Source organism: Allobosea sp. GW823-FHT01F03 (assembly GCF_058798075.1).
On sequence record NZ_CM179505.1, the window covers coordinates 4,623,484 to 4,639,380 of the forward strand.

Sequence of the window (15,897 nt, forward strand, 5' to 3'; positions counted from 1 at the left end):
GAAATCACTTGTCGGGGGACAAAAAAGACCGATGGGCGCCGAGACCGGCAGCGGTCGGTGAGCCGGGCGCGGAATGCCAGCGCCCCCATAGCGGAACGTTAGCAAAAATCGCGCGAATGCGCCATACCGCATTGAAACAGTTCAGAAAATTGGAAATTTTCCAACTGGTCGGCGGAAGATTTCCAATTCCGATCTCGCGATCGAGTGGGTTTCTCGCGCCCTGCCCCGGCGTCCGGTAGCCCAGCGGGGCTTTGTCGTACCGGATCGATCGCGGGCAGCCGCCTCGGCGGCTTCCGCTTCCTTCTCCACCGCACGCTCGGAGGCGACCGGCGCGAGCCGATCGCCGAGATGGAGGACGTTGCTGCTCGGCGCAGGGCGCGAGGTGATGTCGCCGGCAGGCGGCCGCGGATCGGCTCGACCGCCGATCCGGGCGACCTGCATAGTCGAGATCGTGCCCGTCTTCGGGTGGATATACTGTCGTTGAACGACAGTATCCGCCGGCCGAAGACGGCCCACCATGTCAGCGCCAACGCAGCAGCGCCGCGCAATCTCGCGGTCGCTCCACTTGGACCACTCCTCATCATTGAGGAGCACGAGGACGGCGTTGCGCTTGTCCTCGCGCGTGCGCTGCAAGCCGTGCGCGCCGTTGGCGCCGACCGAAAAGAGGACGGCGTCACGGAGGCCGCCTTCGCGGACCTCGGCGTCGATCTCCTCAACGCCCGCCTCAACGGCAGCGTCGAGGCGGTGGAAGCCATCCGCCAGCCAGTAAGCGGCGCCGTCGAAGAAGACGATGATAGCCGGGAAGACCGTCCCGGCCTTCATTGCCTCCGCATAGTCGGCGACGACATCGCGATTGACCGCTGCGCGGGACTGCGCGCGGCGGTCCGCAGTGATGTCCGAAACGCGGATGCGCTGGATCATCACGTCCCCGCTCAATTCAGGACGGCGGCGACGGTCCCGTCGCTGTCGCGCTCGCGGTTCGGGATGCGGCCCTTGAGCCGCTCGGCGAGCGCGATGGTTTGCTCCGTTAAAGGAACAATTTAGGAGCAACCGCTACAATTTCTCCAGCCGCACACATGTTCGAGGATCGGGCATGCCTACAACGATCGACAGTAGCTTCATTGGCAGCTTTAAGCTGGGGGATAACATCAACTACAACTTATCGATATTGAAAATACTGTACGACGCACGAGCGATCGCCCTACCTCACTATCGTGGTCACTATCGAAAGCCAATTATTTTATTAAATATATCTATATTAGAAGCAGCTTTATACGATTTTCACTTGAGAGCAAAGACCTTTACGCAAGAGGGCATACAAAACGTTGCAGAAAACATAATAGCTTATATTCGATCAAAAAAGATCGATGAACTTGAAAAATACATTGCAAGCGCGCGAAAGCATGACCTTTTCGACTTATCCTGCACTGATTTTTACGATTGTCTCGATCAGCTAAGGAGACTCCGCAACCGTGTCCACATCCAAAACACAAAGAACGACTTTGAAGCGGACGACGCTGCTGCTTTCAACGATGCGCGACTGGTTCTATCAGAGCAAGCGCTGGAGCAGGTGATGCGTACCATGGCGGAGAAGTATCGGCGCAATCTCGGCAAGAAGTTCGTCCGCGACTTTGTTCTGCCCTGGGATACTCATTTTCCAGCGCCAGTAAGCTAAGCGGATTGAAACCTCCACTCGCTCATCCGGCGGCAGCGCGACGATCGCCGCCTGCTCCTCGGCCGGAGCCTTCGCGATCTCGGCCGCCGCGCTGACCGCGATCTCGCCCGACCGGACCGCCTCGGCAAGCTCGGGGACGCCGTCCCGGATGACCTTCTTCGCCGCTTCAACAGTGCCGCGGCCGACATTGAGCATGTCGGCCGCCTGCTGGATGCTGACCGCCGGCTGGGCGCCACCAAGCCCCAAATTTGGGGCTTGGTCCTGATCTCTGCGACCACCATGGGTCATCTTCGCCAGTTCCGCGGCGACCATGGCGCGCTGGCTTTCGGAGAGATGCCGGCGCGCGAGGTTGCGCGAGATGACGAAGCCGAGCGGATCGGTGCCGAGGTAGTCGACGCGCGGATATGCGATGCCAAGCTCGCGAGCGGCGTGCCCATTGATCCCCGGATTACGCAAGGATATCTCCCGTTCGATTGGGAGAGACGCCTTGCTAATAGCCTATTTCATCAACTTCTTGTTCGCACTCGCTATTGGGACTGGCGTCGGCGGGGGCGCCGGGACCCTTTGGTTTATCGCCCTGTTCATAGCCGGCTCCATCGCGATCGCTATGGTTGGCTCGATGCGAGCCAGGGAAGTGGCAGCGCAAGATTTTTCCGAAGCCAAAGCACGAGCCGATGCGCAATTGACCGCCTGGTTCGATCTATGCCGAGACAGGCACCGTGACGCGCTGGTCACTCGCTACCGCCAACTCGTCAGACGCGATGCTTACGGAAACCTAGAGTTAAAGCCGTGGAAACAGGAGCTGGACCGCGTGGTCACCGCAGTTGGTATGCGGCCCGACGACCCACTGCGCCCGTGGTTCGAAACAGGACTTACCGCGTTGGTGGAAACGTGGATCAAGCAGGAAGAAGCGGAAAGTACAGGAGCGGGCTTCGCGTCAAGCGACCCGATCGAGTATGAGCATTGGTGCGCGGCCGAACTGCGTCGAGGCGGCTGGAACGCTACGACTACCACGACCTCCGGCGATCAAGGCCTTGACATTCTCGCGGTGAAGAATGGGAGGAAGGTGGCCATCCAGTGTAAACTCTACACGAAGCCCGTGGGTAACAGGGCTGTTCAGGAAGTACATGCCGCAGCGTCCTTCGTAGAGGCGGGCACTGCCATTGTCGTTGCGCCTGTTGATTTTACCCCGAGCGCCCGCGAGCTTGCCAGCAAGCTCGGCGTCCTGCTTCTCCATCACGCGCAACTGGCAAAATTGGATACGGTGCTACAGCAGCGCGCTTGAACGGGCGAATGGGCAGCATCTCTCTCGCCCCGCCGGCGCGAGCCGAGCGGGGCCTTTTTCCATTTCGGATCAGGCGGCGCGGTAAACGGGGACGGTCCAGACGCCGAGGGACACGATTTGTTCGTTGTTGCTTGCATGACCCAGGCGCTCTTGTGATAGCGTCCCGGCCGATGATGTCCAGTCTCGTCCGTCTCCTGCTCCTCGCGGCAGGGCTGCTGCCTTGCCTTGCCGCCGCCGCGGGGGCGGGAGGCTATGAGCGCGTGCGCATCACGCTCGACGACGTCCAACTCAATGCCGTGCTTTATCGCCCGCCCGGGCCAGGGCCGTTCCCGGCCGTGGTCGCGCTGCACGGCTGCGGCGGGCTCTGGCGCGACAAGGAAAAGCTCTCCACCCGGCATAGCGACTGGGGCGAACGGCTCGCCGCGGCCGGCTTCATGGTGTTGATGCCCGACAGCTACGGCTCGCGCGGCCTCGGCTCGCAATGCGGCGTCAAGGACCTCACCGTACGCGCCAGTCGCGAGCGGGTGATCGACGCCGTCGCGGCGCGGATCTGGCTGCAGAGCCGCTCCGATGTCCGCCCGGACGCGATCTCGCTGCTCGGCTGGTCCGGTGGCGGCTCCGCCATCCTCGCCGCCGTGCGCAGGGACCGGCGCCCGGCCGACCGCCAGCCCGATTTCGCCCGCGCGGTCGCCTTCTATCCCGGTTGCCGCACGCAGTCGGAATCGCGCGGCTTCGAAGTGCGCCTGCCCGTGCTGATCCTGATGGGGGCTGCCGACGACTGGACGCCTCCGGCCCCTTGCGACTTCTTGACCAAAGCCGCGCGCGCCCGCGGCGAGCCGGTCACCCTCGTGCTTTACGAGGGCGCAGTGCATGACTTCGATCATCCGCGGCTCGAGTTGAAGCAGCGCGACGACATCGCCTATTCGGCGACGGGGAACGGCAAGGCGACGGTCGGCACCGACCCCGCGGCACGCGAGGACGCGATCCGCCGGGTCAAGGAGTTCCTCGCGGGTAAATGAGGCGGCCGGCGCGCTCAGCGCGCGGTCGAGGCCAGAGCCACACCGGGCGACCGTTCGAGCAGGGAACGAGCGATGTCCTGCGCCAGGCAGGCATAGCCGGCGTCGCTCATGTGGAAACGGTCGTTGGCGAGCGCTGCCATGAAGCCCTCGGCATCGCGCTGATACCAGCCCGACATCGCCGCGAAGCGCGACAGCACCGGCACGCCATTGGCGCGGGCGATCTCGGCGATGGCGTCGACATAGGCGCGGTAGCGCGGCGTCTCCTTGATGCCGGGATAGAATTGCGGATCGAGGATGGCGAGTCCGGTCTGGGCCTTGCGGGCGGCGGCGATGCCGTCGGCGACGAGGGCGCGGAAAGCCTGGAGATCGCCGCCGGTGACGGCGTCATTGGTGCCGACCTGCCAGATCACCAGATCATAGCGCGTCTCGGCCAGCGCCTTCTTCAGGCGCTGCAGGGTCTGCGGCGCGATCTCGCCGCCAATGCCGGCATTGACGATCTCGACCGCCCGGCCGGAAAGCCCCTGGCGCAGCAGGGCGGCGAGCCGCGCCGGATAGCTGCGTTCCTTGCTGGTGGCGCCGATGCCCTCGGTCGAGGAGGAGCCGATCGCGAGCAGGCGCAGCGCCCCCTCGCCATGGCGCGAGAGCGGGGCGAAATCCGGGGCGGAAGCGGCAGTGATGATCGAGCTGGGCTTGCAGACGAATTCCGAGGCCTGCGCCGGCACGAGCGCAAGACCCGGCAGCGACAACATCGCCAAGGCGCAGGCATAGGCCGTCCGGATCCGAATCCGCATCAGGCACCCCCAACCGTCGATGCCTTGCGGTTAGCCGGCGCTTGCTGAACGCTGGCTGAACAGTGGCCGCAGCGGCGGCAGCCTCAGAAGAGATCCCCCTGCCCGCCGGAGGTCGCGCTCTTGCGCGGCGCCGGACGCGGCGGCGCGCCGCCCGGCACGACAGCACCGAAGCTGCCATCCGCGAGCGTGACCTGCAGGGTCATGCCCGGCCGCGCCGCAGCAGCCTGCCGCAGCAGCACGCCATTCTCGTCGCGCACCAGCGCATAGCCGCGTGCCAGCACGGCCTGCGGGCCGAGCGAGGCGGCGAGCGACCAGAGGCCGCCCAGCCGGTCGCGGCGGCGCTGGACGAGCCGCGCGAAGGCGGCTTCCGCCCTCGCCGCGACGGCCTCCAGCCGGTCGCGAGCACGGGCGATGCGCTCGCGCTGCCGAAGCACGACATTGCCGCGGGCAAGGACGAGCCGTCCGCCCAGGCTGTCGAGCTTCACCGCCAGCGTCGCCAGTCGCGCCGCCGGTGATTGCACGTGCAGGCGGCGATCGAGCTGGGCGAGCCGCTGCTCATAGGCCCGGGCATTGCGCGCCAAAGCCGGACCGAGCTTCGCCGCGGCGAGGTCGAGCCGCTGGCGCGGCCCGGCGAGCAGGTTCTCCGGCGTCGGCAGGGCGCGGCCGGCGGCGCGCAATTCGCTGCGACGCCTGTCGAACAGGCGCAAGGTCGCGCCCACATGCCGGCGCGACAGATCGGTGACCTGCGCCATCAGTTCGGCCCGCACCGGCACGACCTTCTCGGCCGCGCCGGTCGGCGTCGGGGCGCGCAGATCGGCGGCGTGGTCGATCAGCGTCCAGTCGGTCTCGTGGCCGACGGCGGAGACCAGAGGGATCAGCGAGGCGGCGGCGGCACGCACCACAGCCTCCTCGTTGAAGCCCATCAGATCCTCGAGCGAGCCGCCGCCGCGCGCGACGATGATCACGTCCGGGCGCGGGATGCGGCCGCCCTGCGGCAGGGCGTTGAAACCGTCGATGGCGTTCGCGACCTCGGCCGCGCTGGTCTCGCCCTGGACCCGCACCGGCCAGACCAGCACGCGGCGCGGAAAACGCTCCTCCAGCCGGTGCAGAATGTCGCGAATGACGGCGCCGGTCGGCGAGGTGACGACGCCGATCGTCGCCGGCAGATAGGGGATGAGCTGCTTGCGGCCCTCGTCGAACAGGCCTTCGGCGGCGAGCTTCTTGCGGCGCTCCTCGAGCAGGGCCATCAGCGCGCCGACGCCGGCCGGCTCCAGCGAATCGATGACGATCTGGTAGCTCGACTTGCCGGCGAAGGTGGTGATCTTGCCGGTGGCGATCACCTCCAGCCCTTCCTGCGGCCTGGTCTTCAGCCGGCCGAAGACGCCCTTCCAGATCACTGCATCGATCTTGGCGTTGACGTCCTTCAGCGAAAAATAGACATGGCCGGAGGCGACGGGACCACGATAGCCCGAGATCTCGCCGCGCACGCGCACGAAGCCGAAAGCGTCCTCCAGCGTGCGCTTGAGCGCGCCGGAAAGGTCGGAAACCGTCCATTCGGGGGCATTGCCGGCAGGCTGAGGCGATTCGTTGTCCATGGCGCGGACCTTACCGGCGCGAGCGCGATAGCTGAAGCGTTGCCCCGTCGGTCCGCGAGGGTTATTGCGCCCTGAGCAAGCGGAGACGGCGCAATGAACATCCTTCTGATCGGCTCGGGCGGACGCGAGCATGCCCTGGCCTGGGCGATCTCGGCCTCGCCGCTCTGCGACAAGCTCTTCATCGCGCCAGGCAATCCCGGCACGGCGCAATGCGGCGAGAACGTCGTGATCGACATCGCCGACCATGAAGCGGTCGCCAATTTCTGCAAGCTGCAGCGGGTCGGCCTCGTCGTGGTCGGGCCGGAGGGCCCGCTGGTCGAGGGCATCGTCGACGATCTCGCAGCTGCCGGCATCAAGGCTTTCGGCCCGTCGAAGGCAGCGGCCCAGCTCGAGGGCTCCAAGGCCTTCACCAAGGAACTCTGCGCCGAGTTCGGCATCCCCACCGCGAGTTTCGCCCGCTTCGACGACCCCGACGCCGCCAGAGCCTATGTGGCGAAGCATGGTGCGCCCCTGGTGATCAAGGCGGACGGGCTCGCCGCCGGCAAGGGCGTGGTGATGGCCGAGACGGCCGCGCAGGCCAATGACGCGATCGCGATGATGTTTTCCGGCGGGCTCGGCGCCGCGGGAGAGGAGATCGTCATCGAGGAATGGATGATCGGCGAGGAGGCGAGCTTCTTTGCGCTCTGCGACGGGCTGCATGCCCTGCCGCTCGCCTCGGCGCAGGATCATAAGCGCGTAGGCGACGGCGACACCGGGCCCAACACCGGCGGCATGGGCGCCTATTCGCCGGCCCCGGTGATGACGAAGGCGATGGAAGCGCGCGTCATGGCCGAGATCATCCAGCCGACGCTCGCCGGCATGGCGCGGCGCGGCTCGCCCTTCAAGGGCGTGCTCTTCGCCGGGCTGATGATCACGGCCGAAGGGCCGAAGCTGATCGAATACAATGTCCGCTTCGGCGATCCCGAATGCGAGGTGCTGATGCCGCGCCTGAAGAGCGACCTCGTCCCGGCGCTGCTCGCTGCCTGCGACGGCGTGCTCGGCTCCTTCGACCTGCGCTGGTCTGACGAGGCGGCGCTGACCGTCGTGCTGGCGGCGAAAGGCTATCCCGGCACGCCCGAGAAGGGCAGCGTCATCGCCGATGTCGCGAAGGCTGCGGCGCAGGACGGCGTGCTGATCTTCCATGCCGGCACACAGGAGAAGGAAGGCAAGCTTGTCGCCAATGGCGGCCGCGTGCTCAATGTCGTCGCCCTCGGCAAGAACGTCAGCGAGGCGCAGGCACGCGCCTATGCGGCGGTCGACCTGATCGACTGGCCGGGCGGCTTCTGCCGCCGCGACATCGGCTGGCAGGCCGTGAAGCGCGAGCGCGAAGGCTGACAAAGCGACTGTGGCATCGTATATATCGAGGCACGATCAATATATACGCACGAGGATGCCATGGCCATCCTGATCAAGGACCCCGAGACGGACCGCATCGTGCGCGAGCTCGCGGCGCGCACGGGCAAGACGATCACGGACGCGGTCAAGACAGCCGCGGAGCGCGAGCTTGCCGGGCTGCCGCCACGCAAGGGCCGGATCGACAGGGAAAAGCTGGCGCGGACGCTTGCTGAAATCCGTTCCTATCCAAGGATAAACGAGCACCTGACCGATGACGAGATCATTGGCTACGATGAAAACGGCCTTCCATCGTGACCACTATGCCAGTTGTCGTCGACAGCTCGGCGATTATCGCCATCATTCGCGGCGAGCCTGAACGAGATAGGTTGCTGGCCGTGCTCGATGCCGGCGTCTCCAATCTCTGCTCGATGGTGACATTCGTCGAGAGCTTCATGGTCTCGACGAACCGCAATGCCGATGCACCTGTCGCCCTGCATCTCAGATTGCTCGACGATCTCGGCATCGAGACCGCACCGCTGGACCAGAAACAGGCTGTCCTCGCCGCCCAGGCCTTCCTGCGCTTCGGCAAGGGCCGCCACCCCGCCAAGCTCAATCTCGGCGACTGCTTCTCCTATGCGCTCGCCAAATCGCTCGACGCCCCCCTGCTCTACAAGGGGGAGGATTTCAGCCGTACCGACATCGTCTCGGCCCTGGCTGCTGGAGCACGCCCATGACCAATATCGACCAGCTCTTCCCCGGCTTTACCGCGCACTGGATCAACGGCCCGGTCGGCAAGATCTTCGCCCGCGTCGGCGGCGAGGGCCCGCCGCTGATGCTGATCCACGGCTTCCCGCAGACCCATGCCGAATGGCATGAGATCGCGCCCGAGCTGGCGAAGAGCCATACCGTGATCTGCCCGGATTTGCGCGGCTATGGCTGGTCGGCCGCCCCGCATGGCGATGGCGGCAAGCAGACCTACAGCAAGCGCGGCATGGGCGAGGACATCGTCGCGGTGATGGACGCGCTCGGCCATGTCCGCTGCGCCGTGATCGGCCATGACCGCGGCGCCCGCGTCGCCTACCGCCTCGCGCTCGACCATCCCGGCCGGGTCGAGCGGCTCGCCTTGCTCGACATCCTGCCGACATTTGCAATGTGGGAAGGCATGAACGCCGCGCGCGCCATGCAGGTCTATCACTGGACCTTCCTGGCGCAGCCCGAGCCGGTGCCCGAGAACCTGATCAAGGGCGATCCCGCCGGCTGGCTCGACCATACGATCGCGAGCTGGACACGGGCCAAGGAGCTGAAGGCGTTCCACCCGTTGGCACTCGCCTCCTATACGGAATCCTTCAACGATCCCTCGCGCATTCACGCTGCCTGCGAGGATTACCGCGCCGGCGCCACCACCGATCTCGCCCAGGACAAGGCCGACCTCGCGGCCGGCAAAAAGATCCTCTGCCCGGTGCTGGCGCTGTGGGGCGATGGCGGTATTCCGGCCAAGGGCGCAAGCCCGCTCGAGATCTGGCGGCAGAGCTTCGCTCCCCAGGCCGAAGGCCAGGCAATCAACAGCGGCCATTTCCTGCCTGAGGAAAATCCGCAGGCAACATTGGCGGCTCTGAAGCCGTTCCTGGCCCGGGCCGCAGCATGACGACCTTGCCTTCTCCCGCCCCGACCGGCGCGCCGGAACTCGTCCTCGCGCTCGGCTCCGGTGGAGCGCGCGGGCTGAGCCATATCCTGGTGCTCGAAGCGCTCGACGAACTCGGAATCAGGCCCGTGCTGATCGCCGGCTCGTCGATGGGTGCGATCATCGGCGCCGCCTATGCCGCCGGGCTTTCCGGCCGCGACTTGCGCGAGCATGTCGAGACGACCTTCCGCGATCGCGCGAGGGTGATCGCCCGGCTGCTCGAAGCGCGCGTCGGCAAGTTTGCCGATCTCTGGCGCGGCTTCGGCAATCCGGTGCTGCTCGACGGCGAGCGCCTGCTCGACCTGTTCTGGCCCGAAAAGGTGCCGGATCGCTTCGAGGAGCTCGGCACCCCCTTCCTCGCAGTCGCGACCGACTACCATCTGCATGAGGAGGTGGTGATCGGCAGCGGGCCGCTGACACCGGCGGTCGCCGCCTCGCTGGCGATCCCCGGCCTGATCCGGCCGGTGACGATCGGCGGGCGGGTGCTGATCGACGGCGGTGCGGTCAATCCCCTGCCCTATGACCGGCTTATCGCCACGAACCGCATCGTGCTCGCCATCGACACCAGCGCCCCGGCCATGGTCAGCGACAGCCGGGTGCCGGAGCCTCTGGAGGCTCTCGTCGGCGTCACGCAGATCCTGACGCGCGCCCTCGTCCAGCGCATGGTCGAACGCCAGCCGCCCGACATCCTGATTAGGGCCGGCGGCGACGGCTTCGGCCCGCTCGATTTCTTCAGGACACAGGCGATTCTCGATGCCGCCGCGCCGGTGAAGGACGAGGTCAAACGCAAGCTGTCGCAGGCGCTCGAACAGCGGGCGTAGGCTGCTCCGGCGCATCGCAGCGGAACCCCGGCAGGCCTCCCTCGAGCGCCTCGCGCCCGGCATCGGTGAGCTGCACGGCGCGGCTGTCCTTGATCCGCCGGACCCAGCCGGCTTCGAAGCAGCGACAGGCGAGCGCGGCGGCGAGCGAGCCGGCGAGATGCGGTCGGCGCTCGCTCCAGTCGAGGCAGGGCCGCAAGGGCGCGCGGCGCCCCTTCTGCGCGGCGGCAAGGTCGATGCCGAGGCCGGCGAAGACCGCGACGCCGGAACGGGTCAGGCCATAGCCGCCCTCCGAAACCGAGAGATGCCCGCCAGCGACGAGCGCGTCATGGATGGCGATGCCGAGCCTACCGGCGAAATGGTCGTAGCAGGTCCGCGCCTCGGCGAGATCGGCCCCGACGCGCGAAGGCAGGCGCCGGCTGGTGGGCTGGCCGCCGGACAGCACCATCAGCCCCTCCAGGGTCGCGGCGACATCCGGCCCGGCGAGACGGTAATAGCGATGGCGCCCCTGCACGGCGACGCCGAGCAGCCCGCCCTGCAACAGCTTGGCGAGATGGCCGCTCGCCGTCTGCGGCGCGACGCCGGCAAGGAAGGCGAGTTCCTTGGCGGTGAGCGCCCGGCCATCCATCAGCGCATGCAGCATGTTGGCGCGGGCGGGATCGCCGATCAGATGGGCGATCTCGGCGAGATAGGGTCCGTTCATGGCCATGGCTGAGCCCTCCCCTTGCCGGCCCATCATCACCCGCACCGCGCGACAGGCAAGCGGCGACACTACGGCCACGACCGTAGTGTCGAGGCGCGACAGCAGGCGGCAGGACTGCCACAAGCAGTCTACGACCACCGACTGACAGGGCCGGCCGACACATGGACCAGACGACACTCCTCCTCTTCATCGCCGCGACCTTCGTGGTCGCCGGCTTCGTCAAGGGCGTGATCGGGCTCGGCCTGCCGACCATCGCGGTCGGCATCCTCGGCGTGGTGATGGCGCCGGCACAGGCGGCGGCGCTGCTGGTGATCCCCAATCTGGTGACCAATGGCTGGCAGCTCTCCGGCCCGAAACTCAAGGCGATCGCGCTCCGGCTCTGGCCGATGCTGGCGGGGACCTGCCTCGGCACCTGGGCCGGCGCCGGCCTGCTGGAAAAGGCCAAGGACGGCTCGGCGACGCTCTGGCTCGGCATCGCCCTCGTCCTCTATGCGCTGGTCGGGCTGAAGGCGGCGAAGCTGCGCGTGCCTGCCGCTCACGAAGGCTGGCTCGGGCCGGTCGTCGGCGTGCTCACCGGCATCTCGACCGCCGCGACCGGGGTCTTCGTGCTCCCCGCCGTGCCTTATCTGCAGGCGCTCGGCTTCGAGAAGGAGGAGCTGGTGCAGGCACTCGGCCTCTCCTTCATCGTCTCGACGGTAGCGCTCGCCTTCGGGCTCGTCGGCGCCGGCGCGCTCGACTGGACCGTCGCCGGCGGCTCGCTGCTGGCGCTGCTGCCGGCATTGGCCGGAATGGGCGCTGGCCAGGCGATCCGGCAGCGCATCTCGGCCGCGACCTTCAAGCTCTGCTTCTTCGCCGGGCTGCTGGCTCTCGGGGGATATCTGGTGCTGCGGACGCTCTGAAACGGACAGGCTTTCCGCGGTCAGCGCCTAGCCTGCTTCACAGTCCGAACGCCGGCGGATAGGTCACCGCCCCCGCCTGCCCCGCCAGCGCACCCGGAACCAGTTCGAGCGCCATGAAGGCATCGCCTGGGAAAGGCGAGGCCAACTTGCTCGCCAGCGCCGCCGAGAAGCCGAAGCGTGGATAATAGCCGGGATGGCCGAGGACGATCACCGCCTCTGCTCCCGCGCCCCTCGCCCCGTCGAGCGCCGCCACCATCAGCCTGCCGCCGATGCCCCGCTTCTGCGCCCCCGGCCGAACGGCCATCGGCGCCAGCGCCAAGGCCTTCACAGCCCGACCATCCACCACAGTCGGCAACCAGCTCAACAGGATATGGCCGATGATCGTCTCGGCCTGAACCGCGACCAGTTCGACGGCGACGAGATCCTCCCGGCGCAGCCGCTCAATGATGCCGACCTCGTCCTCGCCGCCGAAGGCCGTACGGTTGAGCGCGGCGACGGCATCGTGGTCCGCAGCCGCGGCTGCGCGGATATCGACCGCCTCGCCAGTCCGCGACATCAGCGCCTCTCCTTGAAGAAATCGCGCAGCAAGGCGGCCGCCTCGCTCTCGCTCAGCCCGCCATAAACCTCCGGCTGATGGTGGCAGGTCGGGCTGGCATAGAGCCTGACACCGCTCTCGACCGCGCCGCCCTTGGGATCATAGGCACCGAAATAGAGCCGACGCAGCCTGGCGAAGGAGATCGCCGCCGCACACATCGGGCAGGGTTCGAGGGTGACGTAGAGATCGCAATCGATCAGCCGCTCGGAGCCGATCTCCTGGCAGGCGCTCCGGATCGCCAGCATTTCGGCATGGGCGCTCGGGTCCTTGAGCTCCAGCGTGCGGTTGCCGGCGCTGGCGAGCACCTTGCCGCCCCGCACCACCACCGCACCGACCGGCACCTCGCCGCGCAAGGCCGCGGCGCGCGCCTGTGCCATGGCCAGCGCCATCGGCGAGGCAGGAGCCTGGGAGTCGGGCGTCTCGGACATGGCCTCGATGCGCCCTGCGTCGACAGATGTCATCGAACCCTCATCATTGCCGCTCGCGGCGCGCCGCGGGCCCTGCTACAAGCGCCGGCTACGACCCAATTTGGAGACGGCTTGCCTCGCGGCCCCTGCGACCCTCATCGCGGCCGACGACGAGACTGCTCTTGGAGCCATTATGAGCGACGACAACAACCAGAAAAACCGCGGCCCGCGCAAGGGCGGAAGCGGTGGACACGGCGGTGGACGCGATGGCGGCCCGCGCGGCGGCAGGCCGCAAGGCCGCGGCGCCGGCAAGCCGCCCTTCCGTTCGCGCGAAGGCGACGAACGCCCGCGACGCGCCCCGGCCGAAGGCGCGGAGCGGCGTTTCGAAGGCGAGCGCCCCGCCAAGCGCTTCGAGAAGAAGCCGTTCGAGAAGAAGCCCTTCCGCGAGCGCCCGAGCGGCGAGCGGCCGGCCCGCGAAGGCGGCGAACGTCCCTTCCGTGAGCGCGGCAGCGAGGAGCGCTTCTCCAGCCGGCCACCACGTGAGGGCGACAGGCCGCGCGGCGAGAGGCCGGCGCGTTTCGAGCGGCCCGGCCGCGATGCCGGCTCGCGCCCGCCCCGCGAGGGCGGCGAGCGGCCGTTCCGCGCGCGTGACAGCGAGGATCGCTTCGCCGGCCGGCCGCCGCGCGAAGGCGGCGAGCGACCGCGCGGCGAGAGACCTGCCGGCAAGGGCTTCGGCGCCAAGCGCTTCGAGGCCCCTCGCAGCGACAAGCCGTTCCGCGGCCGGCCCGACCGCGCTCATCGCAGCGCCGCCGAGATCGCCGAGGCGGTCACCCCGACCATTCTCCCGTCGCTGCTGGAGCCCGAGCGCATCGCCAAGGTGATGGCGCGCGCCGGCGTCGCCTCGCGCCGCGATTGCGAGGCGATCATCGCCGAGGGCCGCGTCACGGTGAACGGCGAGGTGATCGACAGCCCGGCGCTCGATATCGGTCCCGCCGATGTCGTGCTGATCGATGGCGAGCCCCTGCCGGCGCGCGAGCGCACCCGGGTCTGGCTCTATCACAAGCCGCGCGGCCTCGTGACGACCAACCACGACCCGGAAGGGCGGCCGACCGTATTCGACGCGCTGCCGGAGGATCTGCCGCGCGTGCTCTCGATCGGCCGGCTCGACATCAACACCGAAGGCCTGCTGCTGCTGACCAATGATGGCGGCCTCGCGCGCATGCTGGAACTGCCGGAAACCGGCTGGCTGCGGCGCTACCGGGTGCGCGCCTTCGGCCATGTCACGCAGGAGCGGCTCGACACGCTGAAGGACGGCGTCACCATCGACGGCGTCAATTACGGCCCGGTCAACGCCCGCTTCGAGCGCGAACAGGGCGCCAATACCTGGCTGATCGTCGATCTGCGCGAAGGCAAGAACCGCGAGGTCAAGAACCTGCTCGAGCATATCGGCCTGCAGGTGAACCGGCTGATCCGGATCTCCTTCGGCCCGTTCCAGCTCGGCGACCTGCCCGAGGGCGAGGCCGACGAAATCCGCTCCAAGGTGCTGAAGGACCAGCTCGGCACCGAGCTGATGGCGAAGGCCGGCGTCGATTTCGAGGCCCCGCGCCGCGACGAGCTTCCGCAGGAAGAGCGACTGGCACGCGGCCGGGCGCCCGCTGGCGACGACCGGCCGCGCCGACGCCCGCGCGAGGATCGCGACGGGCTGCCTTTCGTCCAGCGCACGCCTTCGCAGGACGACCGCAGCGACAAGCCGTGGAAGCGCACGGTCTGGCGCGACGAGGAGGCGCAGCCGCAGCGCGAGCGCCGCGCCGCGCCGCGCCGGGGCGCCGATCCGAGGGAGGAGCGCCAGGCCCGCGAAGCCAGCGGCGCCGTGATACGCGTGCGCGACAAGGCGATCGAGGATCCGAGCGGCCGCCGCGTCAAGGTCGAGCGCGTCAGGACTTCGGCGGCGGCCGAGCCGCCGCGCGAAACCGGCCTGAAGCCGCGCGTGCCACGCGGAGAGCGACCCTCCCGCGCGCCGCAGGAGGCGTACGGTCCGGATCGCAGCGGCGATTCCCCCTGGAAGGGCAGCGGCGACTGGGCCGATGCACCGCCGCGCGGCAAGCGCCCGCCGCGGGCCGGCGGTGACGAGGCGGCTTCCGAGCGCCCGTTCCGCGGCAAGCCCTCGGGCGACAGGCCGGGCGGCGGTAGATCCTTCGGTGGCAAACCCTCCGGCGGAAAGCCGTTCGGCGAGAGGTCGGGCGGCGGCAAGTCGTTCGGCGGCAAGCCCTTCGGCGGAAAGCCGTCCGGTGACAGGCCCGGCGGCCGGGGCCCGCGTCCCGGCGGCGGCAAGGGTGGCCCGCCCCGTTCAGGCGGCGGCGGGCGCGACCGGCGTGGCTGAGGCGGGCATGATGCCGAAAAGTGGAAACCGGCTTTCGGATGACATCATGCCCATCCGACACGTGGCGATCTGATGCGGATCGTCGGCGGCCGTTTCGGCGGGCGGCCCCTTGCCAGTCCGAAGCCGGGGATCGGCGCGATCCGCCCGACTTCGGACCGGCTGCGGGAATCGCTCTTCAACGTGCTGGCGCATGGCTATGACGACGCTGTCGCCGGGGCGCGGGTGCTCGACCTGTTCGCCGGCACCGGCGCCATGGCCTTCGAGGCCTTGTCGCGCGGCGCCGCCTTCGCCCTCCTGGTCGATGACGGCGCCGAGGCGCGCGGGCTGATCCGTGAGAACCAGATGAATTTCGGCCTCGCCGGCGTCAGCCGGATCTTCCGCCGCGACGCGACGAAGCTCGGGCCGATCAGCGCGATGGCGCCCTTCGACCTCGTCTTCTGCGACCCGCCCTATCGCAAGGGGCTCGGCGAAAGAGCGCTCGCCTCGGCCCGCGAGGGCGGCTGGCTCGCCAAGGATGCGCTGGTCGTGTTCGAGGAAGCGGCCGGCGCGGAGATCGCCCTGCCCGAGGGCTTCGAGGAACTGGATCGCCGGGATTATGGCGAGACGCAGGTGCGGTTTTTGAAGGCGGTGTGAAGACACTGGAACGCGTGTCATCCCGGACGCAGCGAAGCGGAG

17 protein-coding genes are annotated in these 15,897 nt (G+C 68.1%); 10 read left to right on the forward strand and 7 right to left on the reverse strand.

Annotation, left to right across the window (positions count from 1 at the left end; all coding sequences use genetic code 11):
• Positions 1-141: 141 nt before the first annotated feature.
• On the reverse strand, positions 142-921 hold the full coding sequence (locus tag AC3RCC_RS22205; RefSeq protein WP_492256608.1) for a ParB/RepB/Spo0J family partition protein: 780 nt from the start codon (positions 919-921) through the stop codon (positions 142-144).
• A 628-nt stretch (positions 922-1,549) separates the two neighbouring features.
• Entirely contained in the window at positions 1,550-2,131 is a 582-nt protein-coding gene (locus AC3RCC_RS22210; protein ID WP_492256609.1) for a hypothetical protein, read from the reverse strand.
• A 31-nt stretch (positions 2,132-2,162) separates the two neighbouring features.
• On the opposite strand from AC3RCC_RS22210, the gene AC3RCC_RS22215 reads away from it, so the two are divergent.
• Positions 2,163-2,960 (forward strand): restriction endonuclease, encoded by a 798-nt coding sequence (locus AC3RCC_RS22215; protein WP_492256610.1) that lies wholly within the window; start codon positions 2,163-2,165, stop codon positions 2,958-2,960.
• Positions 2,961-3,130: 170 nt separating this feature from the next.
• Entirely contained in the window at positions 3,131-3,979 is an 849-nt protein-coding gene (locus AC3RCC_RS22220; protein ID WP_291641640.1) for a dienelactone hydrolase family protein, read from the forward strand.
• 14 nt (positions 3,980-3,993) lie between these two features.
• On the opposite strand, the gene AC3RCC_RS22225 is transcribed toward AC3RCC_RS22220, so the two are convergent.
• Together AC3RCC_RS22225 and xseA are read right to left on the reverse strand one after the other, a co-directional pair.
• Positions 3,994-4,770, reverse strand: a complete 777-nt coding sequence (locus tag AC3RCC_RS22225; protein WP_492256611.1) for an SGNH/GDSL hydrolase family protein — start codon at positions 4,768-4,770, stop codon at positions 3,994-3,996.
• A gap of 83 nt (positions 4,771-4,853) precedes the next feature.
• On the reverse strand, positions 4,854-6,365 hold the full coding sequence (gene xseA / locus AC3RCC_RS22230; protein WP_492256612.1) for an exodeoxyribonuclease VII large subunit: 1,512 nt from the start codon (positions 6,363-6,365) through the stop codon (positions 4,854-4,856).
• A gap of 93 nt (positions 6,366-6,458) precedes the next feature.
• Here xseA and purD point away from each other — a divergent pair, with 93 nt between their 5' ends.
• From purD to AC3RCC_RS22255, 5 genes are read left to right on the forward strand one after another with little or no spacing between them, the layout of a single operon-like run.
• Positions 6,459-7,739, forward strand: a complete 1,281-nt coding sequence (gene purD, locus AC3RCC_RS22235; RefSeq protein WP_492256613.1) for a phosphoribosylamine--glycine ligase — start codon at positions 6,459-6,461, stop codon at positions 7,737-7,739.
• Between the two features lie 60 nt (positions 7,740-7,799).
• On the forward strand, positions 7,800-8,054 hold the full coding sequence (locus AC3RCC_RS22240; RefSeq protein ID WP_291641649.1) for a type II toxin-antitoxin system VapB family antitoxin: 255 nt from the start codon (positions 7,800-7,802) through the stop codon (positions 8,052-8,054).
• Positions 8,055-8,059: 5 nt separating this feature from the next.
• Positions 8,060-8,473, forward strand: a complete 414-nt coding sequence (locus AC3RCC_RS22245; RefSeq protein WP_492258819.1) for a type II toxin-antitoxin system VapC family toxin — start codon at positions 8,060-8,062, stop codon at positions 8,471-8,473.
• Positions 8,470-9,384: an alpha/beta fold hydrolase gene (locus AC3RCC_RS22250; RefSeq protein ID WP_291641651.1), complete on the forward strand. Its 915-nt coding sequence runs from the start codon at positions 8,470-8,472 to the stop codon at positions 9,382-9,384. Before AC3RCC_RS22245 ends, AC3RCC_RS22250 begins: the two co-directional genes overlap by 4 nt.
• Positions 9,381-10,241: a patatin-like phospholipase family protein gene (locus tag AC3RCC_RS22255; protein WP_291641653.1), complete on the forward strand. Its 861-nt coding sequence runs from the start codon at positions 9,381-9,383 to the stop codon at positions 10,239-10,241. Before AC3RCC_RS22250 ends, AC3RCC_RS22255 begins: the two co-directional genes overlap by 4 nt.
• Here the strand turns inward: AC3RCC_RS22255 and AC3RCC_RS22260 are convergent.
• Complete coding sequence (locus AC3RCC_RS22260; protein WP_492256614.1) at positions 10,201-10,947, reverse strand: ArsR/SmtB family transcription factor; 747 nt, start codon at positions 10,945-10,947, stop codon at positions 10,201-10,203. The two genes, AC3RCC_RS22255 and AC3RCC_RS22260, sit on opposite strands and share 41 nt — an antisense overlap.
• Before the next feature lie 155 nt (positions 10,948-11,102).
• Here AC3RCC_RS22260 and AC3RCC_RS22265 point away from each other — a divergent pair, with 155 nt between their 5' ends.
• Positions 11,103-11,840 (forward strand): sulfite exporter TauE/SafE family protein, encoded by a 738-nt coding sequence (locus tag AC3RCC_RS22265; protein WP_492256615.1) that lies wholly within the window; start codon positions 11,103-11,105, stop codon positions 11,838-11,840.
• A 37-nt stretch (positions 11,841-11,877) separates the two neighbouring features.
• Here the strand turns inward: AC3RCC_RS22265 and AC3RCC_RS22270 are convergent, their stop codons facing one another.
• Both AC3RCC_RS22270 and AC3RCC_RS22275 read right to left on the reverse strand, forming a co-directional pair.
• Positions 11,878-12,396: a GNAT family N-acetyltransferase gene (locus AC3RCC_RS22270; RefSeq protein WP_492256616.1), complete on the reverse strand. Its 519-nt coding sequence runs from the start codon at positions 12,394-12,396 to the stop codon at positions 11,878-11,880.
• Positions 12,396-12,824 carry a nucleoside deaminase gene (locus tag AC3RCC_RS22275; protein WP_291641678.1) on the reverse strand — a complete coding sequence of 143 codons (429 nt, stop codon included), beginning with the start codon at positions 12,822-12,824 and terminating at the stop codon, positions 12,396-12,398. Before AC3RCC_RS22275 ends, AC3RCC_RS22270 begins: the two co-directional genes overlap by 1 nt.
• Before the next feature lie 211 nt (positions 12,825-13,035).
• On the opposite strand from AC3RCC_RS22275, the gene AC3RCC_RS22280 reads away from it, so the two are divergent.
• Positions 13,036-15,222: a pseudouridine synthase gene (locus tag AC3RCC_RS22280; RefSeq protein WP_492256617.1), complete on the forward strand. Its 2,187-nt coding sequence runs from the start codon at positions 13,036-13,038 to the stop codon at positions 15,220-15,222.
• Between the two features lie 72 nt (positions 15,223-15,294).
• On the forward strand, positions 15,295-15,855 hold the full coding sequence (rsmD, locus tag AC3RCC_RS22285) for a 16S rRNA (guanine(966)-N(2))-methyltransferase RsmD (protein WP_492256618.1): 561 nt from the start codon (positions 15,295-15,297) through the stop codon (positions 15,853-15,855).
• Positions 15,856-15,897 lie beyond the last annotated feature (42 nt).